Raw genomic sequence first — 26,159 nt, forward strand, 5'->3', positions numbered from 1 at the left:
ATTAAAAGATGCTAGGAGATGAACAAATGATTATTCATGGCATAAAAGTAACGGGAATTACTAGCAGCTCAAAAAAAGTAAAGACTGGCTATGGGTTTGTTGCTCTTAAGGGAGAAAAGCATGATGGTAATGCTTATATTGATGAAGCCATACGTAATGGTGCAGCTATCATCTTTACAGAATCTAATATAACCCATAAGGATGTACCAATAATCAAAGTGAAAGATGCTAGAGAGACTCTAGCTGAGCTTTGTAATAGGTTTTACAATTACCCTTCAGATAAGCTCAAAATAATTGGAGTTACTGGCACAAATGGAAAAACAACAACCACAAACATGATATATGAAATATTGAGGAACTATGGTATGTCAGTCGGACTAATAGGAACACTATGTATTAAAATTAATGACAGACTATACGAATCCAACTATACTACCCCTTTAGCAGAGGAAATATATCACTATATAGCAAAAATGGTAGAAGAAAAGGTTAAGGTTTTAGTTATGGAGGTATCCTCCCACGGCTTAAAAACCAACCGAGTACATGGAATAGAGTTTGATATTGCAATACATACCAATATCGAACGAGATCATATTAATTTCCACAAAACCTTTGATGATTACCTACAATCCAAGAAAAAGCTTTTTGATGGCTTAGAGAATGGTAAAATAGGCATCATTAATATAGACAACCAACATGGATTAAGACTTTTAGAGGGTAATCATAATATAGTCATTATTACCTATGGTTTAAACACAAAGGCTACGATCACGGCCTCTGCAATAGACTCAGATGAAACCACTGCATTTAATTATTGCCTACAGAGAGGAATCACATCTATTTCTGGAGTAGAAATAGAGCCCTTTGAGTATCCAATAAAGCTGCCATTGGCAGGGAAGCATAACATATATAATGCATTGTCGGCCATTACCTGTGGACTACTATTGGATATGCCAATAGCCTCTATTGCAAAACAGGTTAAGGGCTTTAAACCAATATCACGAAGGATGGAGGTAATATATGACAAGGAGTTCAAGATAATAGATGACTTTTGTCATAATCCTGCCAGCTATGAGGCAGTTTTAGGAACCATTCAAACCATGGAATATAATAGTCTTCATATAATTAATGCAATAAGGGGTAATAGAGGAGTAGACATCAATAAAGAAAACGCAGAAGTGCTAAAACAGTGGGGGGAGATACTTAATGTAAAAAATCTATATATAACCTCCAGTAGAGATGTCTGCGGACCATTAGATGAAGTCACCTCTGAGGAAAGGGATGGCTTTTTAGAGGTATTCTCTAACACCACTATTCCAGTCAGGTATGAAGAAAAACTACAGGAGGCCATTGATAGAGCATTAAGTAATATGAAGGATAGGGATTTATTACTGCTGTTAGGTCCTCAGGGAATGGATAAGGGTAAGGATATTTGCATAAGGCTATTAAAAAAAAACAAACATGACTATACTACAGTACCCTATATAGTCCATGACTATAAAGAAAACTTAGTTCCGATTGAGTTTTAAACTCCACCTGAGCTCAAGTTTCCATTATTTCCAAGCTTGGCGGCACTTATCTCCGCTTATGAAGCGGGAGTGTTAATAACGCCGCTGAGATAAATATTAGTACAAGCAAGGTGAAATACAGGGAAAACTTTTTCCTTGTATTTTTTAATATAAAAACATAATCTAGTTCTCCCTTGAATAAATATGTTTATAGATTAGATAATCAAAGCACATAAGAGTAGAAGGGAGCGTTGGGTTATATGATGAACCATATAATTAACAGCAATGCAGTTACTTTAATTGGAAAAATAAGTGGAGAAAAGGAGTATAGTCATGAGATGTATGGCGAGGGGTTCTATAGCTATACTATTGAAATTCCAAGATTAAGTGAGAATAGTGACTATCTGCCATTAACAGTTTCTGAGAGATTGCTGGTGGATTTAAGCCTAAAGCCAAATGCTACAGTTAAGGTGGAGGGTCAATTAAGATCATATAATAAATATATTGATGGGGCCAATAGGCTGGTACTAACAGTATTTGTTCGAGATATTTCAGTTTATGAGGCTGATGGGGAAATAAAGAATCCCAATCAAATTTACTTAGAGGGGTTTATTTGTAAAAGACCAATATTTAGAGAAACACCCTTTGGAAGAGAAATAACAGATATTTTATTGGCTGTAAATAGAGCCTACAATAAGTCAGATTACATACCATGTATTGCCTGGGGAAGAAATGCTAGATTTTCGTCTAAACTAAGTGTAGGAGATCATATAAAAAGCTGGGGAAGAATACAAAGCAGAAATTATCAAAAGAAATTTGCCGATGGAACAGTTATAAACAAAGTGGCATATGAGGTTTCTATTTCAAAGATGGAGATGGTAGAGGAAAAAGCAACTGAATAAGTATTTTTTTGCTTAAAAAAACACATTCTTAATACCTTGTGTATAAGGAGTGTGTTTTTAATATGGAAAAACTATGGTTTCATTTTTCAATTAATATTATAATAAAAGAAAAGGAGTGTGATTAACTATGGAAATATATATAGTTCCTGCAGCAATAGTTTTAATTATATTAATATCAATACAATATTCCTTAAATAAAATAATCGTTTTGTTAAAGGAAATTAAAAATCTTTTGAAAAGCAATTATCAAAAAGAATAAAAGAAATACCTAAAAAAAAGCCCTTTCTGGACTTTTTTTATAGCCTTTCAGCAAGCATTGCAGCGATAGCCTCCAATAAAGATTTATCTGATTCATCAAAGGCAGCAGGTGTATGGCTATCAATATCTATTTCACCTAAAACCTCAGTTCCCTTTATGATGGGAACAACAATTTCAGATGCAGTTTCAAAGCTACATGCAAGATAATTAGATTCCTTTGTTACATCATCTACCACAAAGGTTTCCTTTCTTTCAGCAGCCTGTCCACAGATTCCCTGTCCAATTTGAATTTTAACATGGTCTGTGGGGCTTCCTACATAGTGACCTAATACCAGTTCCCCACCCTTTATCATATAAAACCCTGTCCAATCATAGTAGGGGATACTTTTATCAAGCATTTCTACTATTCCTTGATATACCTTATCCATGTCATTTTCAGTAGCTATTAGCTCCTTAGCCTTAGCTTCAAGCTGTTTAAATAAAATACTCTTTGTTTTTTTATCCATAGAATCAGCTCCTTTTTATTATTAGTTTAATTTTAACCTAAAATAAATGAATATAGCTTAAACAAGTAATTGGCTGCTATTCCTGCAGCAATTCCTCCAATTGTATGGCTAAGAATAGCTTTATTGGCTAACTGTCGCACATTAAGGGCATCCATCATACCAACATGAGTGCTTAAATAGCCACTCCAACACATACCCATTGCAGTAAATACTGCTATATCACCAGGCCCAATCAAATTACTATCTAAAAAGCTTCTAACTATTCCTAGAGCAGCACCAACTGCACCTAAAGAAGTTATAGGAAAGGCTAATGCTTCTACACTTTGAAATCCGAAGAGGGGCTGTAAAACAGGAAAAATGTATTGGCCTAGCTTAGGTAATAGGGCTACCCCTTCATAAGCCTCACCCTTATACACAGCAACACCATTTTCCATACCACTGGGGCCAAAGGTTAAAAGCATAACTATAGTACAAATAAATAATACACCAGGAATAATAGCTAAACCCATTTCTACACCGTTTTTTCCACCCTCTAATATGGCATCCAGTGCCCTTTCAAAGGTGTTTCCCTGTCTAATTTCTCTAACCTCAAGGAAGCTGCTACTAACTTGAGGCTTCTCATCCTCTACCCCGTAGTACTTCTTTGTCTGTCTAGTCATTAGTCTTACACTAACTATACTGCCTATGATGGCGCCAACATTACCAATTAATGCAGGGGCAATAAACTCTTCTCCTAAGCTTATCATATAGGTAGTCAAAATTAAGCCCATTCCAAATGCAGTACCAAGATTACATAATGCAGGTACTTGATATATTTGAAAGTATTTTTTAAATCCTTGATCCTTAGCCAAAGATATAATTGCTGGATTATCAGATAAATAGGTAGTAATTGCACCTATAGAGGCAGCACCCGGCATACCGTAAAGGGGCTTCATAATAGGTGAGATTATCATATTTATTAAAGCGACAACACCAAATTCAGATAATAAAGCTGCAAGGGCTCCAGCCAATACTGCAATAGATAATATAAAAAAAACAGTATTCAATAGTAAATCGTGGGCGGTATTCATAATTACATTAAACATAATCCCAATACCCATTGTATTACCTAAATACAAAAAAGCTCCACCTATAACCAGTAAAAAAACAAAGGTTTCTTTAGATACAGCCCTTTTGGTTTTACTTGATGCTATGGGATCTTTGGCTTCTGATACTTCTGCTGATTTCATTGCTCCACCTCCTGTATGTATACATACAATTTTACTATTGTGTAGGCAAGTTGACAATAACAATTATTAATCAATACGAAATTGTAAAAAATTACTTTATCTTTAGAGGAGCTACTAACACTCCCACTACTTATGGGGCAGATAAGTGCCGCCAAGCTAGAAAGTAAGGGGAACTAAGTTTTTTAAAAATAGAAAAGTAATGAAGCTATATAACTTTGGTTTGACAAGGGTTTAGATTTAAATTAGAATAAAAATAATAAATAGCCATTGAATATATTTACAATCAATTAAATGGAGGGAGAGCCCTATGGATATAGAAAAAAAAGTATGGGAAGTTCTACTTTCCGAAGAAGAAATTAGCACAAGGGTGAAAGAATTAGGTGGTCAAATATCAAAGGAATACATAGGTAAAAAGCTGGTAGTGGTTTCACTGCTTAAGGGAAGCTTTATTTTTACAGCTGATTTAGTTAGACATATGACTATACCAGTTAGAGTTGAATTTATGACAACATCCAGCTATGGACACGGGGAAGAAAGTAGCGGATCAGTAAACATAGTTGTTGATATAGAAAAAGACCTAACGGGCTACGATGTTTTAGTAGTGGATGATATTACAGATTCAGGATTAACTATGAAATTCGTTATGGAGCATTTAAAGCAAAAAAACCCTGCCAGCGTAAAGTGCTGTGTTTTATTGGATAAACCTGACAGAAGAAAGGTTGAAATAGAACCAGACTATTTAGGCTTTACAATACCAGATAAATTTGTTGTTGGATATGGGTTAAACTTTGGCGATTATTATAGAAATGTTCCCTATGTTTTTGTTGTAACAGACAAGGATCGTTAAAAAATAATAGCTCCAACAAATAGGTAGGGGTAGTTATCTACCCCCTTAAGTCATCTAAAATTTTAATTTTTTCTAATGTTTTTTCGTTTTTCATTTTTATTACCCTTGCCGGCATACCTGCTACAACTGAATTGCTTGGCACATCCTGCGTTATAATTGAGCCTGCAGCTACAACAGCTCCTTCCCCCACGCAAACCCCCTCCAAAACTACAGCATTTGCCCCTATAAAAACATTATCCTTTATTATAACTGGATTAACACTTGGAGGCTCAAGAACCCCTGCAATTACCGTGCCTGCACCTATATGTACATTATTGCCTATAATAGCCTTAGCACCAATAACACAGTTCATATCAATCATGGAGTTTTCGCCTATTTCAGCACCAATATTAATTACTGCCCCCATCATTATTATAGCATTCTTCTTTATTAATACATTCTCTCTAATAATGGCACTAGGCTCTACACGAGCTTCAAGCTCTAGTAGATTTAATAGTGGAATGGCAGAGTTTCTTCTATCCTGTTCAATATGATAATGAAGAATAGTACCTTTGTTTTCCTCCAATATTCTCTTAATTAAGTGGTATTCACCTATCAAAATCCAGAGACTTTCACTGTTGAAAATTTTAACAGCCTCATTTTCTTCTGTAGCATTAATATACCCTTGAAGATAAACCTTAACGGGAGTCGATTTTTTTGTATTCTTTATGGCTTTTGCTATAGAGTCTGGACTAGATAAATCGAAGCTATTAATGCCTATATCACCTTTATAACCCATTACAACATTCCCCTCTTAAAATTCTTTTAACGCTTTAATTTCGCCATAGCCTGTTTAAGATAAAATGCTTTTTTTCTGTACATTATATGTGTTTAATTTCCTATAAATACACAATTTAATAAACATAATAGAGGGATTCAAATTTTATTTATCCATAGACTATAGATATATGGTAAAATATAAGGGTGCATTTTAAGAAAACAATCAATAAATATATAGTACTGAAGGGATGATTCAATTGAATCTATCAAGTGAGGTATGCAAACTACAGGATGAAATAATAAAAATACGTCGAGACCTTCATCAAATTCCAGAACTAGCCTTTGAAGAATACAAAACATCAAAATACATTAGTGACTATCTTAAAAGGCTACATATAAACTATGAAGGTGAAGTTGCAGGAACAGGAATAATCGCAAATTTTAAGGGTACAGAGGGAAAACGGACAATTGCCTTTAGAGCAGACATGGATGCACTTACTATAGAGGAAGAAGCAGAGGTTGAATATAGGTCGATTCATAGTGGTAAAATGCATGCCTGTGGACATGATGGACATGTAGCAATTCTACTAGGTCTAGCAAAGTACTTAACCATAAACAATGGAAAGATTAAGGATAATATAGTTTTGATTTTTCAACCTGCTGAAGAAGGACCAGGTGGTGCACTTCCAATTGTTTCTCAGGGATACATAAAAAAATATTCAATAGATGAAATATTTGGACTACATATATTTCCATCTATTATGGAGGGGGAAATTGGTGTTAGAAAAGGACCAATGATGTCACAAACTGGTGAGTTTGATATACATATTAGAGGAAAAGGTGGGCATGGAGCAATGCCCCATGAAACCATTGACAGTGTTGTTATTGCAGCAGAAATTATAACTGGCCTACAATCAATAGTAAGTAGAAGCATTAATCCCATAGAACCCTGCGTAATAACCATAGGTAGGGTAGCTGCTGGTGAAAGGAGAAATATTATTGCAGCAGAGGCTAGGCTTGAGGGTACCATTAGAAGCTTTAAGCAGGAGGTTTATGATTTAATAAAGCAAAGAATTAATGATTATGTTAAAGGGACAAAGGTAATACATAACTGTGAAGTGATTTTAGAGTTTAGAGATATGTATCCAGCAGTAACAAACGATAATGGCTTGACAGATGAGCTTTTAAAATGTCTTAAGGATGCAAAGGTGCATTTAATAGATCCCATTATGCTGGCAGAGGATTTTTCATATTATCAAAAGGAAATACCTGGGGTTTTTTTCTTCCTTGGTAGCAGAAGTGAGGAGTATTATTATCCTTTACATAGCAGTAGGTTTAATTTTAATGAAGCTGTATTACTTAATGGGCTTCAAATCTTTATAAATATATTAAGGCAAAGAGGAGCCTTAGAATAGAGGGGTGAATAGATGAAGGAAGAAAGAAGCTTAAGGGTGCTAGACTCAAACATTCTGTATGTAATAGGTGCTTTTTTGTTTGCTACAATCGGAGGCTATGTACAAAATAAAGATTTGATAACTGGAATTTTAATAACAGAATATGTTTTAATTTTACTGCCTCCCTTTATATATCTTTTAGTTACAAAGATAAATATTAAGAAAACCATGAGATTAAATAGATTAAGTATAAAACATGGGTTACTTATAGTTGCTATTACATTGCTAATGTATCCCGTGGCTGTTTTCACAAATGCGTTTGGAATGTTTTTATTAAGCTTATTTGGAAACCTAAATGTACCTGAAATGCCAGTTGCCAACAGTTCTTCTGAGTACATACTTTTAATGTTTGTTGTATCAATGGCACCTGGTATATGCGAGGAAGTGTTTTTTAGAGGGTTCATTATGCGGGGCTATGAGGCATTAGGAAAGAAAAAAGCAATTATTTTATCGGCTATACTATTTGGAATATTTCATTTTAATCTATACAACCTATTTGGACCAATAGTTTTAGGGTTAGTATTTGGTTACTTGGTAGTTGTAACAGATTCACTATATGCAGGATTTCTAGGACATATTGCAAATAACGGCTTTGCAGTAACGCTTGGCTTTGCTGTTCAATACTTAACTAAAATGATGGAGGATTTACAGGAGTTAGGTATGGATGGAGGGGCTGCAGAAGTGCCTGAAGTATCAACTACTGTAGCACTTTTAATAAGCATGGCGTTATTTGGAGCTATAGCACTTATCACAGGCTTTATTGCATATAAGCTGCTTAAGATTATAAAAAAGGATATGGATAAGCTTAATAAAAGTAAAATAAATACTCATGAAGGTGAAAACAATATTGATGCTTTACAGCTACAGCCTAAGACCAAAAAGTATGAGTATTTACCTTTATTACTAGTGGTACCAATTATTATTTTTGTAATATATGTACAACTTGGCGAAATTATGAGCCTAGGCTAGTTAGGAAAAGAAAAAAGGACTGTGGGGACAGTCCTTCAGTAAAAGATATCTATATTTTCACGGGGGAGTGAGAAATAAGATAGGTTCGTAACCAACATTAATGTAACATTATTTTTCATGGAAATCAACCCCAAAATTAATTATTACTTTTTTTTAAAGAAGTTATTGAATTTCGTTAATCCTTTACAAAAGAATATATTTCTGCATTCCTTACATAATAAGCTTAGGAGGGATGCAGATGAAGAAAAAAACATTTAATGAAGATTTTACACCAGACCTGCTTATGAAATATGAAATTGCCGAAGAGCTTGGTCTTATTGATAAGGTAAAGCGTTTAGGATGGGGTGGCTTAACGGCTAAAGAGACCGGTCGTATTGGTGGGCTAATGACTGTAAAAAAGAAGAAAGAAAGGCAGATTAAATAACGAATTAAGCCAAGTCTCCTTCGTCTAAAAGCTATACATTTTTGTTAATATCCTATAGGTTTAAGGAGATGAATAAATAGATGAAGGAACAATATGGAAGATTTGCATATCTATATGATAGATTAATGGCTGAGGTGGATTATTTACATTGGGTAGACTTTATACAAAGTATTATTCAGGAATACAACATAAATCCTAAAGAAGTTCTTGAACTGGCCTGTGGAACTGGTAATATAACAATACCAATGGCTGAAAGGGGATACCGAATAACAGCCCTTGACATATCACAAGACATGCTAACAGTAGCAAAGGAAAAAGCTATAGAAAGCAATGTACATATTACCTTTATACAGCAAAATATGATTAATTTTTGCACACAGCATAGCTATGAAGCAGTGATATGTGTATGTGATGGCATTAACTATGTTACTAATAATAAGCAACTAAAAAGTGTTTTTGCAAATACCTATAAAGCCTTAGATGAAAATGGTGTTTTTATATTTGATATAAGTAGCTATTATAAGCTAAGTAGCATTATTGCCAATAACACATTTGGTGAAAGCTTGGGGGATTTAGTATATCTTTGGCAAAACTTTTATAATGATGAAGCAGCTCTTTTAGAAATGGAGCTAACCTTCTTTCAAGAGGATAAAGAGGGTCTTTATAGAAGGTTTGAAGAATATCATAAGCAAAAAGCCCATAGGGCAGATGAAATAGTAAACTTATTAGAGCTTGTTGGATATACTGATATAAAGGTATTTGGTGATTTTTTATTGCAAAAACCTAAGGATAACACTGAAAGAATTTTTTTTGCAGCTAAAAAGAAGTAAAATCAGTAATGCTACTGATATTGACACTTTAAAAGTTACTATGATAAAATTGTATTGATGGAGATACATATAAAAGTAGTATCGTCATGAATTATTTATTTAGGAGGAAATTTTTATGGAAAAAGGTACAGTAAAATGGTTTAATGGTGAAAAGGGTTATGGATTTATCTCAAGAGAAAATGGAGAAGATGTATTTGTTCATTTTTCAGCTATTGTAATGGATGGATTTAAAACTCTACAAGAAGGGCAAGCAGTTAGCTTTGAAATTGTTGACGGTGACAAAGGCCCTCAGGCTACAAACGTAAGTGTTATACTTTAATCTGTTATGCTATGATTTGTAGTTAACCCTTAGGGGAGCATATATAGTATAATTAAAGCAAGTTGGGAGACCAGCTTGCTTTTTACTGAATTTATTGATTAAAACTACATATTTCCTAAATGAACAATTAAGGAATAAGGTATACTACATATATATAACTACAGGGGTGAAAAAATGAAGAGTAGAATAGTTAGGGTAACAGCATCAAATAATATGATTAGAGGCTTTTTTGCAGATACAACAGAAATGGTTTCAAAAGCATGTAAAACCCATGTAACATCTCCAGTAGCTTCAGCGGCACTGGGAAGAACCCTCACAGCAACATCAATTATGGGGCTGATGTTGAAGGAAAAGCAGCATAGAATTACTATTAAAATTAATGGTGGAGGACCTATAGGAACTATACTATCTGTAGGAGATTCATACGGTAATGTAAAGGGTTATGTAGATTATCCTCAGGTTGAATCTACCTATATAAAACCTGGTAAGCTTAATGTTGCAAATGCAGTAGGAGATAAAGGGACAATTACAGTAATTAAAGACCTAGGCTTAAAGGAGCCATATATTGGTACTTATCCCATTACCTCAGGAGAAATTGGAGAGGACTTTGCAGCATACTTTCTGCACTCAGAGCAACAGCCTTCAGCAGTGGCATTAGGTGTTTTAGTAGATATAGACTATACCATAAAGGCATCTGGAGGTTTTATAGTTCAAGTGCTACCAGGAGTAAGTGATGAAGTATTAAACAAGCTGGAGGATAGACTAGGTCAATTACAATCCATTACAAATCTTATGAAGGAAGGCATGAATGAAGCTGAGATATGTAATCATGTACTAGAAGGGCTAGAACCACGAACTATAGAAGAGTATGAGGTGGATTTTGTTTGTGACTGCAATGAAGAAAGACTAGAAAAAGCCCTCATAAGCTTAGGTGTAAAGGAGCTAGAAGAGATCATCCAAGAGGATAAAGGTGCAGAAATGACCTGCCACTTTTGCAATAAAAAATATTACTTTAATGAGGAACATTTAAGAGGGCTGTTGAATACCATTAAAGAATAGCAGTTCAATATCTTTAAAACGCAATTTTAGAGTCATTGAAAATGTAAAATTTAAGTAAACTATTTATTATAATCATTATTGAATTTTTTAAAAAACTAATGTATAATGAAATTCGGCTTAAAAATTTAATAGTGCCCAGATAGCTCAGTCGGTAGAGCAGGGGACTGAAAATCCCCGTGTCGGTGGTTCGATTCCGCCTCTGGGCACCAAGTATAAGGCGGCATAGCCAAGTGGTAAGGCAGAGGTCTGCAAAACCTTTATTCCCCAGTTCAAATCTGGGTGTCGCCTCCAAATATATCCTTTAACCTTTAATTTTAATTAAAATTAAAGGTTTTATTTTTTGTCTTTTTTTAATCAACATTGCCTCTACCTTTGTTTTTAACTTTTAACTTTTAATTTTTTAATTTTGATCTTGTTTTATGGTTTTGATTCTTTACTTACTTATTCCTTATTCCCTATTCCTTATTACTTGCTATTGTAGTTTTCCATTATCAATTTTACATTTTCAATTTTGTATTTGTCTTTTATCTTTTAACTTTTAATTTTTTATTTTTGATCTTGTTTTATGGTTTTGATTCTTTACTTACTTATTCCCTATTCCCTATTCCCTATTCCTTATTACTTGCTATTGTAGTTTTCCATTTTCAATTTTGTACTTGTCTTTTATCTTTTAATTTTTAACTTTTCACTTTTAATTTTTAACTTTTAATCATGTCTTCTTGTTTTTAATTTTACTTATTCCGTATTCCATATTCCTTGCTTTTATGGTTCAACATTTCTTATTCCATCACTATAAATAGTATTAATCATATACTGATATAAAAAGCAACTTATTATAACTCTTATAAGATAAATCAGAACAAAAAGGGTATATAAATTACATAGCTTATAGTGGTAATTTGTGCTGAAAAATTTTTCGTAATATAAATTAAGGTTTTTACTGGCTTTTTGAAAAAATCTTTATATTAATTGGAATAACTACAATTTACTGTTAAACCATATAGAGAATATCATCATAGTTTAAACATATACTACTAATACAGCAGAAGGGAGTGATGTGCTTGAATTTACTGCTGATTAAAGCAAAAAATAATATAGAAAAATTGCAGGAAGCACTTTCTAAAGAGATTGATTCATTTAAAAAGGAAGGTATTATTTTAAAAGAAACTTTAACAGAGTATGATAGTATATGGCATTTATCATATACTGTAAAAATAGATAGCATAAAAAGCTATCCAGTTAATGATTTTATAAATATGTTTAAATATTGCGTATCCAATGCTATTTCAGAACATATACAAAAATATCAAGAGCCCCAAATAATTAAAAAGATAATAAATCAAGAGTACTATTATTTTGATGAAGGTGAGAGGGAAGAAATTGAGAAATTGACACGAGATATAATAAGTCAAGAAAACAAAACCTCTTTAATAATTAATAAAGAAAAAATAAACAAAAACCAGATAATGGATGAAATTCTATTTTATCTTAATGATTATAATGAAATACACCTAGATGGATTTACTACTTTCCGTCTTAAGAAATATTTAATTAATCTTGAAGAAATTATAGAGGATGCAATAGAAGATTATTTAATGGATAGAGAGTATAATGAGTTTATCAAACTATTAAAATATTTTGTAGATGTACAGGAGTCAAAAATAAATGTTATTCATATAGTAATAGATCAGCATCATGATTATAAGATGTATGATGAGGAGAATAAAGTCATCAATAATGACTATTTAAAGGAAATAGCTAAAGAAATGACAGATCAACAGTATCTTAGCTATGAAGATTTACTAATAAGCACACTAATAACAATGGCACCACAAAAAATATTTATCCATAAAGCCAATAGTGTTAGCCAGTCAGATTTAATTAGAACAATAGTTAAAGTTTTTACTACAAAGGTAAGTATATGCAATGGCTGTGATTGGTGTAAACACAGTAATGTCAATAACAATGAAAACTAACCCCGTACTAACTACGGGGTTTGCCTATCTATAATTAAAGGAATAATATATGCAATAGTATACTCAATATGGTATAATAGCAATTGCATTTAATACAAAAGAGGTGAAAATATGTATGATAGGCATCATCTTGTTGCTAGGCCTTGTTGGAGCCTTAATTGGATGGGTTACAAATATCCTTGCCATAAAGCTATTGTTTAAACCCTTTGAGGCAATAAAAATACCCATACTAGGAATAAGCATTCAAGGACTAATACCCAAAAGAAAAAAGGAAATTGCCAAGAGTATTGGAATAACAATTGAAGAAGAGCTTGTTTCAATAGAAGAGGTTATGGATAGCTTTCTACAACAGCAAAACAAACATCAATTAGTAGACTTTATTAAAGAAAAAATTATTAGTATAGTAAATCAAAGGTTACCAGTAATAGTTCCAACCTCTTTAAGAGGTATGATAAATGGATATATTAGTACGGTTATTGAAGAAGAGGCATCCCAGGTAATTACCCTAACAATGGAGGGGATGATACATAAGGCAGCCACCAATATAGATTTAGCTTCTATGGTTGAGGATAGGATTAATAATTTTCCTATGGAGAAGCTAGAAGAGGTTGTCTTAAAAATTGCAAAGAATGAATTAAAGCATATAGAAATATTAGGTGGAGTTGTTGGATTTATAATAGGTCTATTTCAAGGTATAATTATTTTATTACTGTAAAGAATATATATAACAACTTGACAAATATTACTTTTATAATTATAATTATAAAAAATTATATTATAAGGCTATGAAAAGGAAGAGTAGGTTAAACCCAGTACCTAGAGAGAAAGCATCGTGGGCTGAAAGTGCTTTTGTATATGGATAATTGAAAACTACCTTTGAGCTGTTTCTTAGTAGCATATATGCAAAAGGAATCCGGTAACTCCGTTAAAGTATACAAGGTGGATTAATCAATTTAGGTGGAACCGCGGGAATATGTCTCTCGTCCTATTACAAAATAGGATTAGGGACTTTTTGATGTTTTTGAAGTAATCACGATAGTTAGCTTAAAAAGGAGGTTGTAATTATGGAAATGCTAAAAGTAACATTAAAGGATGGATCGACTAGAGAGGTTAAAAAAGGTAGTACCCTTTATGAAGTAGCTAAAGATATAAGCGAAGGGTTAGCCAGAGTAGCAGTTGGTGGAGAAGTAGATGGTAGGCTTATGGACTTAACTAATAGACTAACACAAGACTGCAGCTTGAATATTTTAAGGTTTGACGATGATGAAGGTAAGGAGTTTTTCAGACACACAAGTGCACATATTCTTGCACACGCAGTTAAACGTTTATACCCTAATGTTAAATTAGCAATAGGACCAGCAATAGAAAATGGCTTTTACTATGATTTCGATACTGATTATAAGTTTTCACCAGAGGATTTAGAAAAAATCGAAGAAGAGATGAAGAAAATAGTTAAGGAAGATTTACCCCTTGAAAGATTTGAACTTCCTAGAGAAGAAGCACTAGAAATGGTTATTAAAGAAGGAGAAGACTACAAAGCTGAACTAATCAAGGACCTTCCAGAGGGCTCAATTATATCATTTTATAAACAGGGTGAGTTTACAGACCTATGTGCAGGGCCACATTTACCTTCAACAGGAAAGGTTAAGGCTATTAAGCTGTTAAGTGTGGCTGGTGCCTACTGGCGAGGGGATGAAAAAAATAAAATGCTTCAAAGAATCTATGGAACTTCCTTTGAGAAGAAGAAGGAGCTGGAGGAATACTTAAATAGATTGGAAGAAGCCAAGAAGAGGGATCATAGAAAAATTGGAAAAGAGCTAGATCTTTTTAGCCTTCAAGAGGAGGGGCCTGGCTTTCCATTCTTTCATCCAAAGGGTATGGTAATAAGAAACCTACTAGAGGATTTTTGGAGAAAGGAGCATGTAAAGTGGGGCTATGATGAAATTAAAACACCACTAATTCTTAATCAACAGCTATGGAAGCAATCGGGGCACTGGGATCATTATCAAGATAACATGTATTTTACAGAAATTGATAATCAGGACTATGCGGTTAAACCAATGAATTGTCCAGGGGCAATACTAACCTTTAAACGAAAAATCCACAGCTACAGAGATTTGCCCGTTAGAATGGCAGAGCTGGGTTTGGTACATCGACATGAACTATCAGGTGCATTACATGGTTTAATGAGGGTCCGTTGCTTTACTCAAGATGATGCCCACCTATTTATGCTACCAGAGCAAATTAAGGATGAAATAATAGGAGTTATTGAGTTCGTTGATTATGTCTATAAAGTGTTTGGCTTTAAATATCATATAGAGCTATCGACAAGACCTGAAAACTCAATGGGTACAGATGAAGAATGGAACCTAGCAATAAATGCCTTAAAAGAGGCATTAGAAGCAAAAAAATTACCCTATAAAATAAATGAAGGTGATGGAGCCTTTTATGGACCCAAAATAGATTTTCATTTAGAGGACTGTATAGGAAGGACATGGCAGTGTGGTACAATACAACTAGACTTTCAGATGCCACAAAGGTTTGACTTAAACTATATAGGAGCAGACGGTGAAAAACATAGACCAATCATGATCCATAGAGTATTATATGGAAGCATAGAAAGATTTATAGGAATTTTGATAGAGCACTATGCAGGTAAATTCCCAACATGGATTGCACCAGTACAGGTTAAAATATTACCTATTACTGATAAGCACATGGGTTATGCTGTTGAAATTGAAAAGGAAATGAAGGCTAAGGGAATTCGTGTTGAGCTTGATTCAAGAAACGAGAAAATAGGCTACAAAATAAGAGAAGCACAGCTTCAAAAGATTCCATATATGTTGGTTTTAGGAGATAAAGAAATTGAAGCAGAATCTGTGGCAGTTAGGTCCCGTGACAAGGGAGAAGTAGGGGTAGTAAAAACAGATGAGTTTATAGAAGATATTTTAAAGGAAATTAATACAAGAAGCTAACAAAAAAAATGGGATCATCTAAAGATCCCATTTCTTATATTTTTCTAAGCTGTTAAACCGCCTCTAGCTCCTGACTAGATTTAATTTGACCAGTAAAATCATCACCAAGTATTTGATTTAGCTCATCGTAGTTTAAGGTTTCCCTTTCCATTAGTGAGGTAGCTATTTTTTCAAGATACACTTTATTATTAGTAAGCAGCTTAGAAGTATCCTTATAGCACTGATCAATTATTTTATTCATTTCTTTAGTAATTTGATGACTTAAGGTTCTAATCATGGAGGGCTCTTGACATAAATAGCCTAAATCACTCATGCCGAACTCACAAACCATTTGCATTGCAACATCCGTTACTTTTTTTAGGTCGTCCTTTGCACCTGTTGATAAATGGTTAAATATTAATTCTTCAGCAGCTCGCCCACCTAGCATTACCATTATTTTATGACAAAGCTCTGTTTTAGTCATTATATATCGATCATCCTGTGGCATTTGTAAAACGTAACCTAATGCTTGTCCTCTTGGAATAATTGACACCTTTTGAACCATGTCGGTATTAAGTACTTTACCAACCAAAGCATGACCTGCCTCATGATAAGAAACTATTTGCTTTTCCTTCAGTAAAACATTTGGGTTTTTCACCTGTAGCCCTGCTATTACTCTTTCTATGGCTAAATCAAAATGCCTATGGGTAATTATAGTATTGTTTTCTCGTACAGCTATTATAGCGGCTTCATTGGCGATATTAGATAAATGAGCGCCACTCATTCCATGGGTCTTTTTAGCTAAGGTCTCAATACTTATATCGGGGCTTAAGGGTTTGTTCTTTGTATGAACCTTTAAGATTTCCTCCCTTGCTTTTATGTTTGGGTTGCCTATATACATATGTCTATCAAAGCGTCCGGGTCTTAATAAAGCCTCATCCAATAAATCTAGGCGGTTGGTTGCCCCAACGACAACCACTGTCTGATCTGTATTAAAGCCATCAAGCTCAACTAAAAGTTGATTTAAAGTCTGATCCTTTTCATTATTACTATCCAAGTGTCTTTTAGCTCCAATTGCATCAATTTCATCAATAAAGATTACACTTGGTGCTTCTTTTTTTGCCTTTTCAAATAGGGTTCTAATTCTTTTTGCTCCAACACCCACGTATTTTTCAACAAACTCAGAACCACTTGCAGAAAAAAATGCAGATTTGGTTTCCCCTGCCACAGCTGAAGCCAAAAGGGTTTTACCAGTTCCAGGAGGTCCATAAAATAGTATTCCTTTAGGTATTTTAGCCCCCATCTTTTTATACTTCTCAGACTTTTTTATAAAATCTATTACTTCAATCAATTCTTCCTTAACCTCATCTAAACCTGCAACATCCTCAAAGGTCACCTTAGGCTTTGTAAAAAACTCATTACCATTTTGATCCTTTTCCTTTTTTTCACTGTTGATGGTGGCGTGGGCATATTGAGGAGATTTGTCAAGTTTGATATAATAAATAAACAGAAAAACAGTAATACCAAATATCAGTAAACGATCGGCAGATGTTATTTTACTATTTGCTATATTTTCAGTCCATCCAGAAAAGCTAGACAGTACAGATAAAGCAATAAACAAACATAAGAGTATAAAGATAATTCTTTTTTTCACTGCATCACCACCTTATCTAGTCTATAAAATTATCTTGCCCAAAAGAATAGAAATAATAAATGTGATTTATAATAATAGGCAGGAAATATATGAAAAATATTAAATTTATGACAAAAGAAGTTGACAACTGCAAGTCCTATTTGATATTATATTTAAGACAACAAAGTAGAAGTTTCCACTTCTCACCCTGTAGCAAAGGTTAACAGGGTTAATAGAAGAATATTGTAAATTATTTTTAATTTATATTTTATTTCTATTAAAATGAGGTGGATACAAAAAGTATTCGCTTTTTTTATTGGGGAAATACTTAGTTTTCTTTAAGGCTTGAAAAAGTAAAAATTTAATTATTATATGTTAAATATGGAGGTGCTAGCTTATTAGAGATTTGAATGATTTACAAATTAATGACGAGATTAGAGACAAAGAGATTAGAGTAATTGATAATGAAGGAGAGCAGTTAGGTATTCTTTCTGCCAAAGAGGCCTTAAGCCTAGCAGCAAGTAAAAACCTAGATTTAGTCAAAATTGCTCCACAGGCAAAACCGCCTGTATGTAGAATAATGGACTATGGTAAGTATAAATACGAGCTTGCCAAAAAAGAAAAGGAAGCAAAGAAGAAGCAAAAAGTAGTAACTGTAAAAGAAGTTCGTCTTAGTCCAAATATTGAATCCCATGATTTAAATGTTAAAGCCAATAGAGCTTTAAAATTCCTTGAAAATGGTGATAAGGTTAAGGTTACCTTGAGGTTTCGTGGAAGAGAACTAAGTAACACCAGTATTGGTGTAAAGGTTATTAAGGAATTTGCATCCTTACTCACAGAAGTAAGTACAGTAGAAAAAGAAGCAAAATTAGAAGGAAAGCAAATGATAATGATATTAGCTCCGAAAAACCCATAATCTGAAGGGAGGAAATACTAATGGCAAATAAAATGAAAACCCATAAAGGTGCAGCAAAGAGATTAAAAAAGACTAAATCAGGTAAGCTTAAAAGATTTAAGGCCTACACCAGTCACATACTAACTAAGAAGTCTGCCAAAAGAAAGAGAAAACTTCGTAAAGCAGCAATTGTTACAAAAGGAGACCAAAAAAGAATTCAGCAACTATTACCATAAATAATATGAAAAGGAGGTTTTTAAAATGGCAAGAGTTAAAGGTGCTATTAATGCACGTAAAAAACATAAAAAAATATTAAAGCTTGCAAAGGGCTTTAGAGGAGCAAGAAGTAAGCTTTTTAGACCAGCTAATCAATTCGTTATGAAGGCTTTAAGTCATGCATACGTAGGTAGAAAGCTAAAGAAGCGTGATTTTAGAAAACTATGGATAACAAGAATAAATGCAGGTGCAAGGGCAAATGGATTATCCTATTCCAGATTTATAAATGGTTTAAAAACCAGCGGTATTCAAATGAATAGAAAAGTTTTAGCTGATATGGCTGTTAATGATAAAGAAGGCTTTGCTCAATTAGTTGAAACCGTTAAGCAAAAATTAAATGCTTAGAATTAAGAGTCCCACTGATTAGGGACTTTTTTTACATATATTAATAGCGTTAATTGCAAATGAAATAAAAATTAGGCTATATCATTTATAAATATGTTAATAATTCATTATAAGGGCTTTAATAGCTTAACATATTTTTACTTTAATGTTATAATAGGAAAAATGAAAATTGTGAGGGAGAAGGGTATGAAGAACATAGAGAACATAAAGCTAGACCCTACTCAAGTCTTAGTGTTGGGATTTGCATCTGTTGTTTTAATAGGTGCAATGCTACTTAATTTGCCTATAGCCTCTGTAAATGGAAGAAGCATTGGGTTTTTAGATGCACTATTTACATCGACCTCTGCAGTTTGTGTAACAGGCTTAGTGGTTGTTGACACAGGAACCTACTGGACAGTTTTTGGTAAAACAGTAATTCTCATATTAATTCAAGTAGGCGGACTTGGATTTATGACTATGGCTACACTATTTGCTATTGTTTTAGGTAGAAAGATTTCCTTAAAGGAGCGTTTGATTATTCAGCAGGCATTAAATCAAAATGACCTTTCTGGTCTGGTTAGATTTACACAGTACATATTACTTGGAACCTTTGTTATAGAGGGAATAGGGGCAGTCCTACTATCTACTAGATTTATTCCAGAGCTAGGGTGGTCAAAGGGTATTGCCTACTCAATATTTCACTCAATTTCAGCCTTTTGTAATGCAGGGTTTGATATTATAGGGCAGGGAAGGAGCTTAATGCCCTATGTTACTGATCCAATTATTAATGTGACTATTTGGCTGTTAATTATTCTTGGAGGTATAGGCTTTTCGGTTATATCAGAATTTTTTACCTTAAGGAACTTTAAACAGTTAAGCCTTCATTCTAAATTAGTTATATTTATCACCTGTCTTTTATTGGGCATGGGCTTTGTCTCATACCTATTACTTGAATTTAATAATCCCAATACTATTGGTGAGCTAAGCTTTGGTGGAAAGCTTATGGCCTCAGCCTTTCAAAGCATTACCCCAAGGACAGCAGGCTTTAACACCATTGACACCAGTCAATTGACTACTGCTTCAAAAATGCTAACAATAGTATTTATGTATATAGGTGGTTCACCAGCCTCCACTGCTGGTGGTATTAAAACAGCTACCTTAGGGGTGATTCTTTTTACAGTTATTTCTGTAATAAAAGGTAGAGAAGAAACTGAACTATTTGGTAGAAGATTATCACGGAACATAGTAAATAGATCGTTGACAATTGGAGTTATTGGTATTGGGCTAATTGTTGTAATGGCAATGCTTTTAACAATAACAGAGGGCTTTGAGTTTATGGAAATTCTCTTTGAAACGACTTCAGCCTTAGGTACAGTTGGCTTAAGTCTAGGTATTACTTCAGAGCTAAGTCCATTAGGAAGAGTAATAATTATAATTGCCATGTTTATTGGTAGATTAGGACCTTTAACCATTGCTTTTGCACTTGCAAGACAGAGCAGAAAGTATAAAGGGACCATTAGATATCCTGAAGAAAAAATTATGGTGGGATAGAAGGGGTGAAATCATATGAAGCAGTATGTAGTTATAGGCTGTGGTAGATTTGGAAGTAGTGTAGCTAAAACCCTATATAAAATGGGTAATGATGTATTGGCAATTGATGGGGATGAAGAAATAATTCAAAACATTTCTGAGGAGGTTACCCATGCAGTACAGACCGATGCAACAGACGAGCATGCCCTTAGATCATTAGGTATTAGAAACTTTGATGTAGCAGTAATAACCATTGGCTCTAACATTCAATCTTCAATTATGACAACACTTATTGTTAAGGAGCTTGGAGTTAAATATGTTGTAGCTAAGGCTCAAAATGAATTACATGCTAAGGTTTTATACAAAATTGGTGCAGATAGGGTGGTTTTCCCAGAGCGTGATATGGGAATGAGGGTAGCCCATAATTTAATTGCCAGCAATCTTCTTGACTATATTGAATTATCACCTGAGTATAGTATTATTGAAATAACTGCACTAGAAGAGTGGGAAGAAAAAAGTCTATTAGATTTAAATATTCGTTCCCGTTATGGAATTAATATAATGGCCATAAAGCATGATAATAAAATAAATGTATCTCCAACAGCTACAGATATTATATATAAGGGAGATGTACTGGTGGTAATTGGACATAATGATGATCTATTAAAAATTCAAAGAGGTTAGGTGAATAAAGTGGAGTATCAAATTATTACCAGTGAGCAAAATGTTATTATTAAACATATAAAGGGCTTAAGGCTAAAAAAAAATAGGCAAAAGCATAAAAATTATATTATAGAAGGTGTAAGAGCTATTAATGAGGCTATTAAAAACAATGTAGCTTTAGAAAAAGTTATATTTTCTAAAACCCTTTACAGTGTTGAGGGGGGGAAAAGCCTACTTAAGCAGGTTGAAGAGAAGCTTTCGGCAATTGAAATAACTCCAGAGCTAATGAAAAAGCTTTCCGATACAGAAAATCCACAGGGGATTATTGCTTTAGCTAAGATTAAAGATAACAGCTTAGCTGATATTATAATATCCCCAAAAGACCTTGTGGTAGTATTAGATAGAATTCAAGACCCAGGTAATTTAGGGACTATTATTAGAACTGCTGAAGCGGCAGGAGCAAAGGCTGTTATTCTAACAAAGGGAAGTGTTGACCCATATAATACCAAAACCATCAGAGGAACAATGGGAGCACTTTTTCATGTACCAATCATTATCTGTAATGAAGATCAAGAGTGGCTACAATTCATAAAGGATAATAGGATTAGACTAATAGCAAGTGACGTTGAAGCACCTAAAAGCTACAATGATATTGAATATACTGGTAGAATAGCAATAATTATAGGCAACGAAGGAAATGGAATAAGAAGAGAGCTTTTAAATGAGGCTGATGAAGCCGTAAAAATACCTATCTATGGAAAGATAGAATCCTTAAATGCTTCAGTGGCAGCAGCACTACTAATATATAAGGCTATAGAAGGACGAAGGCAGGAAAATAGTTAGAAATTTCAAAAAATTATCCCGTGATTATTCACACTTCCTTGTTATAGGAATTATACTATGCTATAATATACCTATAATGGCTATAGGGAAGGGGTGTGGTCTATGAAGACCGCTGATGTATTCTGGAGGTTATTTGTGTTAACTGGTTCCGTAACAGCCTATATAATGTATAAAAAACTCATGAATTAATAATGATATTAAAAACTATAGATAAAAAAGCTTTGAAGGAGAAAAGTAGGCTATAAACTATTTTAAAAGAGAGAGGATACAATTGGCTGAGAGTATCCTTATTATAAGAATAGCTGAAGTTCACTCTGGAGCTGTAGGGTTGAAATAGCAGTAGACCTTACCGGTTTAAGCCGTTACTGTTCTCAAGGTGGTGTAAAAGAATTACACTATTAGGGTGGTACCGCGGAGTAAAAACCTTCGTCCCTTTTGGGATGAAGGTTTATTATATGTTCTTTTTTAAAATTTAGTAATTTATTAAGAGAGGAGTAGTATGATGGAAGCAAAATTAAAGAGTCTTGAGGCAAGTGCCAAATCTGAAATTGATAAGGCCATTACCTCAGATGAGCTAGAAAAGGCTAGAGTTAAGTATTTGGGCAAAAAAGGAGAGCTAACTGAGGTCTTAAGGGGAATGGGTAGCTTATCCCCAGAAGAGAGACCTATTGTTGGAAAAGTTGCCAATGAAGTTAGAGCTTCAATAGAGGCCTCACTACAGGCTGCAAAGGAAAACATAAAGGGCAAAGAGCTTCAGCAAAAGCTAAAATCCGAAACAATAGATGTAACAATGCCAGGCAAACAATTCAAAATAGGTAAAAAACACCCTTTAACACAGGGGATGGATGAACTAAAAGATATTTTTATAGGAATGGGTTTTAAAGTTGTTGAAGGACCAGAGGTGGATACCGTATATTATAACTTTGATGCTTTAAATTCTCCTAAAAATCATCCCTCAAGAGACATGAGTGATACCTTTTATATAACCGAGGACATTTTACTTCGTTGTCATACATCAACTGTTCAAATTAGAACAATGGAAAAGCTGAAGCCACCAATTAGAATTATATCTCCAGGTAGATGCTTTAGAAATGATACACCAGATGCCACACATTCCCCCATGTTCTATCAATTGGAAGGACTTGTGGTGGACAAAGGAATAACCCTAGGGGACTTAAAGGGAACCCTTGAAGTCTTTGTAAAGCATTTCTTTGGAGGACATACAAAAATAAAGTTCAGACCCCATAACTTCCCCTTTACAGAACCAAGTGCAGAGGTTGATGCCAGCTGCTTTAAGTGTTCAGGAGAAGGCTGTAGTGTATGTAAAGGCAGCGGCTGGATTGAGCTACTGGGCTGTGGGATGGTTCATCCAAATGTACTATCAAACTGCGGTATAGACCCAGAGGTCTATAGTGGCTTTGCCTTTGGAATGGGAATAGATAGATTAATAATGAATAAGTATGAAATTGATGATATACGTCTATTGTTTGAAAATGATATTAGGTTTTTAAATCAGTTTTAAGAAAACAATATAGGAGGGAAGCTTAATGCTAGTACCAGTGAAATGGCTAAAGGAATATGTAAATATACAGCTACCTACAAAAGAGCTTGCTGATAAAATGACTATGTCAGGTTCTAAGGTAGAAACGATTGAGGCCTTCGGTGAAGGAATTGAAGGAGTAGTGATAGGAAAAATCGAAGGGATTCTACCACATCCTAATGCAGACAAACTAGTTATCTGTAAGGTGAACATAGGAGAGGAAATGCTACAAATAGTAACAGGTGCATCTAATATTAAAGAAGGTGATTATGTTCCAGTAGCAATAGATGGTGCAAGGCTTGCAGGTAATCTTAAAATAAAAAAGGGCAAGCTTAGGGGTGAAGTATCTGAAGGTATGCTTTGCTCACAGGATGAAATGGGAATTGCTAAAGGACTTATATCAGAGGAGAATAAGGATGGAATATGGGTTTTAGAGCAAGAATACCCATTAGGTGCAGATTTTATGGAGGTGATAAACTTTAAGGATGAAGTTATAGAATTTGAGATTACCTCCAATAGACCCGACTGCTTAAGCATGGTTGGAATAGCTAGAGAAGCTGCAGCTACCTTAGGGGAAAAAATAGAATATCCACACATAAGGGTTAATGGAATAGAAGAAAAGGCATCGGATAAAGCTAAAGTTATTATTGAGGATACAGAAGGCTGTTTACGCTATGTAGCCCGCCTTATAAAAAACGTTGAAATAAAGGAATCTCCCCAGTGGATGCAGCAAAGATTAATTAAAGCAGGAGTAAGACCTATAAACAATATAGTTGATATCACTAATTACGTAATGCTTGAATATGGTCAACCTTTACATGCCTTCGATTTAGATAAAATAAGTGGTGATACAATAATCATTAAAAAGTCAAAGGAGGGTGAGAAGTTCAAAACCTTAGATGGTGTTGAAAGAACCCTTAAAGCCACAATGACAATGATAGCCGATAAAGATAAAAACCTTGCCATTGCTGGGGTAATGGGGGGAGAAGAATCAGAAGTAACAAAGGCAACAAAAAACATCCTATTAGAGTCGGCCTCCTTTGATAATGATAATACAAGGAATACATCAAAGCTATTGGGATTAAGAACAGAAGCCTCCACCCGTTTCAGCAAAGGAGTAGATTCAAATTTAGCCCTTACGGCAGCCAATAGAGTGTGTCAATTGATAGAAATGCTGGAAATAGGTGAAGTGTTAAGGGATGCTATTGATGTATACCCAAATAAGAAAGAAAATAGACAATTATGTATTAGACCAAATAGAATAAATGAATTACTTGGCACTAATATTGAAGTAGGGGAAATGATTAAAATATTAGAATCCTTAGAAATAGAAGCCAATTTAATAGAAGGCAAGCTACAGGCTACAGTACCTACCTATAGAGATGATTTACAGCTAGAGGCCGACTTTGCAGAAGAAATTGGTAGGATATATGGCTTTGATGTTATACCAGCTACTATGGCTAGGGGCAATATAGTTGTTGGAGGTAAAACTAATGGTGAAGCCTTTGAGGATAAAACCAAACAGCTATTAAATGCAATGGGCTTTAATGAAGTTTTAAGCTATTCCTTCGTTAGTCCTAAGACAGTTGATAAAATTAAGGTTGACTCAAACAGCATCAAAAGAAATTTTGTCAAGCTACTAAACCCACTGGGGGATGAAACAAGTGTAATGAGAACTGGCCTACTACCTAATTTATTAGAGATAATATCGAGAAATCAAAACCGTAACAACCATGATTTTAGAGGCTTTGAGCTGGGGAAAATATTCATTCCTAAGGGTGAAAATCAGCTTCCATTTGAGTTGCCTCAGCTGGCAATTGGTGTCTATGGTGAAGCAGAAGATTTCTTTACACTTAAGGGAGCAGTTGAGGGCTTACTAAAGGGTAGTGGAATAGATGACTTTGAATTTGAGGCGGAAAAAAATCATCCAACATATCATCCTGGAAGGTGTGCTAACCTATTTATAGGCGGAAATGTTGCTGGTACTTTAGGGGAAATACACCCAGAGGTAATGAATAACTATAGTTTAGATAAAAAAAGCTATTGTGCTGAGTTGGATTTCAGTATCCTACTGGCCCTAGCTAGGGTAGACCGTAGCTATAAGCCATTACCTAAATATCCTGCAATCACTAGAGATTTTGCAGTTGTTCTGAAGGAAGAAATATATGTAAAGGACATTGAAAAAATAATAAGGGATAATGGAGGAAGTATCTTAGAAAGCTTTAGATTATTCGACATATATAGAGGTAACCAAATATCTGAAGATCATAAAAGCGTGGCATATACTTTAACCTATAGACATAGTCAGAGGACACTAACAGATGAGGATGTAAATAAAGTACAGGATAGAATACTCAAAAAAATTGAAGATGAACTAGGAGGAAGCCTAAGAGATTAGGTAAGCCTTTAGGCAAAGCCCAGCCCGGTAATCAATATAATAAATTGAAGTGCTGGGCTTTAC

At 34.2% G+C, this 26,159-nt stretch carries 25 protein-coding genes, 2 tRNA genes and 2 other annotated features; of the genes, 23 read left to right on the forward strand and 4 right to left on the reverse strand.

Annotation, left to right across the window (positions count from 1 at the left end; translation table 11 throughout):
• The first annotated feature begins 26 nt into the window (after nucleotides 1–26).
• The 3 genes from F8154_RS06300 (at nucleotide 27) to F8154_RS15495 (ending at nucleotide 2,669) form a co-directional block, all read left to right on the forward strand.
• Complete coding sequence (locus tag F8154_RS06300) at nucleotides 27–1,529, forward strand: Mur ligase family protein (RefSeq protein ID WP_151860762.1); 1,503 nt, start codon at nucleotides 27–29, stop codon at nucleotides 1,527–1,529.
• Nucleotides 1,530–1,768: 239 nt separating this feature from the next.
• Nucleotides 1,769–2,410 carry a single-stranded DNA-binding protein gene (locus F8154_RS06305; protein WP_151860763.1) on the forward strand — a complete coding sequence of 214 codons (642 nt, stop codon included), beginning with the start codon at nucleotides 1,769–1,771 and terminating at the stop codon, nucleotides 2,408–2,410.
• 127 nt (nucleotides 2,411–2,537) lie between these two features.
• Complete coding sequence (locus tag F8154_RS15495; protein WP_279237168.1) at nucleotides 2,538–2,669, forward strand: hypothetical protein; 132 nt, start codon at nucleotides 2,538–2,540, stop codon at nucleotides 2,667–2,669.
• Nucleotides 2,670–2,706: 37 nt separating this feature from the next.
• Here F8154_RS15495 and F8154_RS06310 read toward each other — a convergent pair whose 3' ends face one another.
• Nucleotides 2,707–3,174, reverse strand: coding sequence for a GAF domain-containing protein (locus F8154_RS06310; RefSeq protein WP_151860764.1), 468 nt, complete (start codon nucleotides 3,172–3,174; stop codon nucleotides 2,707–2,709).
• Nucleotides 3,175–3,206: 32 nt separating this feature from the next.
• Nucleotides 3,207–4,403, reverse strand: a complete 1,197-nt coding sequence (locus F8154_RS06315; protein ID WP_151860765.1) for a CD0519/CD1768 family membrane protein — start codon at nucleotides 4,401–4,403, stop codon at nucleotides 3,207–3,209.
• Nucleotides 4,404–4,710: 307 nt separating this feature from the next.
• On the opposite strand from F8154_RS06315, the gene hpt reads away from it, so the two are divergent.
• Complete coding sequence (gene hpt, locus F8154_RS06320) at nucleotides 4,711–5,250, forward strand: hypoxanthine phosphoribosyltransferase (protein WP_151860766.1); 540 nt, start codon at nucleotides 4,711–4,713, stop codon at nucleotides 5,248–5,250.
• Nucleotides 5,251–5,287: 37 nt separating this feature from the next.
• On the opposite strand, the gene dapD is transcribed toward hpt, so the two are convergent.
• Complete coding sequence (dapD, locus tag F8154_RS06325) at nucleotides 5,288–6,028, reverse strand: 2,3,4,5-tetrahydropyridine-2,6-dicarboxylate N-acetyltransferase (protein ID WP_151860767.1); 741 nt, start codon at nucleotides 6,026–6,028, stop codon at nucleotides 5,288–5,290.
• A 238-nt stretch (nucleotides 6,029–6,266) separates the two neighbouring features.
• Between dapD and F8154_RS06330 the strand changes: the two genes are divergently transcribed.
• The 11 genes from F8154_RS06330 to thrS all read left to right on the forward strand — a co-directional run bounded on the left by F8154_RS06330 (nucleotide 6,267) and on the right by thrS (nucleotide 16,015).
• Entirely contained in the window at nucleotides 6,267–7,424 is a 1,158-nt protein-coding gene (locus tag F8154_RS06330; protein ID WP_243141187.1) for a M20 metallopeptidase family protein, read from the forward strand.
• 12 nt (nucleotides 7,425–7,436) lie between these two features.
• Nucleotides 7,437–8,432 carry a type II CAAX endopeptidase family protein gene (locus F8154_RS06335; protein ID WP_151860769.1) on the forward strand — a complete coding sequence of 332 codons (996 nt, stop codon included), beginning with the start codon at nucleotides 7,437–7,439 and terminating at the stop codon, nucleotides 8,430–8,432.
• A 238-nt stretch (nucleotides 8,433–8,670) separates the two neighbouring features.
• Nucleotides 8,671–8,856: a small, acid-soluble spore protein, alpha/beta type gene (locus F8154_RS06340; RefSeq protein WP_151860770.1), complete on the forward strand. Its 186-nt coding sequence runs from the start codon at nucleotides 8,671–8,673 to the stop codon at nucleotides 8,854–8,856.
• A gap of 80 nt (nucleotides 8,857–8,936) precedes the next feature.
• Nucleotides 8,937–9,686, forward strand: coding sequence for a class I SAM-dependent DNA methyltransferase (locus tag F8154_RS06345; RefSeq protein ID WP_151860771.1), 750 nt, complete (start codon nucleotides 8,937–8,939; stop codon nucleotides 9,684–9,686).
• 115 nt (nucleotides 9,687–9,801) lie between these two features.
• Nucleotides 9,802–10,005 (forward strand): cold-shock protein, encoded by a 204-nt coding sequence (locus F8154_RS06350; RefSeq protein WP_151860772.1) that lies wholly within the window; start codon nucleotides 9,802–9,804, stop codon nucleotides 10,003–10,005.
• Nucleotides 10,006–10,179: 174 nt separating this feature from the next.
• Complete coding sequence (gene hslO, locus F8154_RS06355) at nucleotides 10,180–11,064, forward strand: Hsp33 family molecular chaperone HslO (RefSeq protein WP_151860773.1); 885 nt, start codon at nucleotides 10,180–10,182, stop codon at nucleotides 11,062–11,064.
• Nucleotides 11,065–11,197: 133 nt separating this feature from the next.
• Nucleotides 11,198–11,273, forward strand: a tRNA-Phe gene (locus F8154_RS06360).
• Nucleotides 11,274–11,280: 7 nt separating this feature from the next.
• A tRNA-Cys gene (locus F8154_RS06365) sits at nucleotides 11,281–11,355 on the forward strand.
• A gap of 770 nt (nucleotides 11,356–12,125) precedes the next feature.
• Nucleotides 12,126–13,040, forward strand: a complete 915-nt coding sequence (ytxC, locus tag F8154_RS06370; protein ID WP_192930184.1) for a putative sporulation protein YtxC — start codon at nucleotides 12,126–12,128, stop codon at nucleotides 13,038–13,040.
• Between the two features lie 115 nt (nucleotides 13,041–13,155).
• Nucleotides 13,156–13,755 carry a DUF445 domain-containing protein gene (locus F8154_RS06375; protein WP_151860775.1) on the forward strand — a complete coding sequence of 200 codons (600 nt, stop codon included), beginning with the start codon at nucleotides 13,156–13,158 and terminating at the stop codon, nucleotides 13,753–13,755.
• 61 nt (nucleotides 13,756–13,816) lie between these two features.
• Nucleotides 13,817–14,031, forward strand: a binding site (T-box leader).
• A 79-nt stretch (nucleotides 14,032–14,110) separates the two neighbouring features.
• A complete protein-coding gene (gene thrS, locus F8154_RS06380) occupies nucleotides 14,111–16,015 on the forward strand; it encodes a threonine--tRNA ligase (protein WP_151860822.1) in 1,905 nt (634 codons plus the stop codon).
• Nucleotides 16,016–16,067: 52 nt separating this feature from the next.
• Here thrS and ftsH read toward each other — a convergent pair whose 3' ends face one another.
• Nucleotides 16,068–17,648 carry an ATP-dependent zinc metalloprotease FtsH gene (gene ftsH, locus F8154_RS06385; RefSeq protein WP_151860776.1) on the reverse strand — a complete coding sequence of 527 codons (1,581 nt, stop codon included), beginning with the start codon at nucleotides 17,646–17,648 and terminating at the stop codon, nucleotides 16,068–16,070.
• A 385-nt stretch (nucleotides 17,649–18,033) separates the two neighbouring features.
• On the opposite strand from ftsH, the gene infC reads away from it, so the two are divergent.
• The 8 genes from infC (at nucleotide 18,034) to pheT (ending at nucleotide 26,096) form a co-directional block, all read left to right on the forward strand.
• Nucleotides 18,034–18,543 carry a translation initiation factor IF-3 gene (gene infC, locus F8154_RS06390; RefSeq protein WP_243141189.1) on the forward strand — a complete coding sequence of 170 codons (510 nt, stop codon included), beginning with the start codon at nucleotides 18,034–18,036 and terminating at the stop codon, nucleotides 18,541–18,543.
• Nucleotides 18,544–18,563: 20 nt separating this feature from the next.
• Nucleotides 18,564–18,758 (forward strand): 50S ribosomal protein L35, encoded by a 195-nt coding sequence (rpmI, locus tag F8154_RS06395; protein ID WP_151860778.1) that lies wholly within the window; start codon nucleotides 18,564–18,566, stop codon nucleotides 18,756–18,758.
• Nucleotides 18,759–18,783: 25 nt separating this feature from the next.
• Nucleotides 18,784–19,143 (forward strand): 50S ribosomal protein L20, encoded by a 360-nt coding sequence (gene rplT, locus F8154_RS06400; protein WP_151860779.1) that lies wholly within the window; start codon nucleotides 18,784–18,786, stop codon nucleotides 19,141–19,143.
• Nucleotides 19,144–19,236: 93 nt separating this feature from the next.
• On the forward strand, nucleotides 19,237–20,673 hold the full coding sequence (locus tag F8154_RS06405) for a TrkH family potassium uptake protein (RefSeq protein WP_151860780.1): 1,437 nt from the start codon (nucleotides 19,237–19,239) through the stop codon (nucleotides 20,671–20,673).
• Nucleotides 20,674–20,688: 15 nt separating this feature from the next.
• Complete coding sequence (locus F8154_RS06410; RefSeq protein WP_151860781.1) at nucleotides 20,689–21,336, forward strand: potassium channel family protein; 648 nt, start codon at nucleotides 20,689–20,691, stop codon at nucleotides 21,334–21,336.
• Nucleotides 21,337–22,158: a TrmH family RNA methyltransferase gene (locus tag F8154_RS06415; RefSeq protein WP_243141191.1), complete on the forward strand. Its 822-nt coding sequence runs from the start codon at nucleotides 21,337–21,339 to the stop codon at nucleotides 22,156–22,158.
• 212 nt (nucleotides 22,159–22,370) lie between these two features.
• Nucleotides 22,371–22,595 (forward strand) — a binding site (T-box leader).
• Nucleotides 22,596–22,660: 65 nt separating this feature from the next.
• Nucleotides 22,661–23,680, forward strand: coding sequence for a phenylalanine--tRNA ligase subunit alpha (gene pheS, locus F8154_RS06425; RefSeq protein ID WP_151860824.1), 1,020 nt, complete (start codon nucleotides 22,661–22,663; stop codon nucleotides 23,678–23,680).
• Nucleotides 23,681–23,705: 25 nt separating this feature from the next.
• Nucleotides 23,706–26,096 (forward strand): phenylalanine--tRNA ligase subunit beta, encoded by a 2,391-nt coding sequence (pheT, locus tag F8154_RS06430; RefSeq protein WP_151860783.1) that lies wholly within the window; start codon nucleotides 23,706–23,708, stop codon nucleotides 26,094–26,096.
• Nucleotides 26,097–26,159: the final 63 nt, after the last annotated feature.

It is taken from the genome of Alkaliphilus pronyensis (assembly GCF_009017275.1).
In the GTDB taxonomy this organism is placed as follows: Bacteria; Bacillota; Clostridia; order Peptostreptococcales; family Natronincolaceae; genus Alkaliphilus_C; species Alkaliphilus_C pronyensis.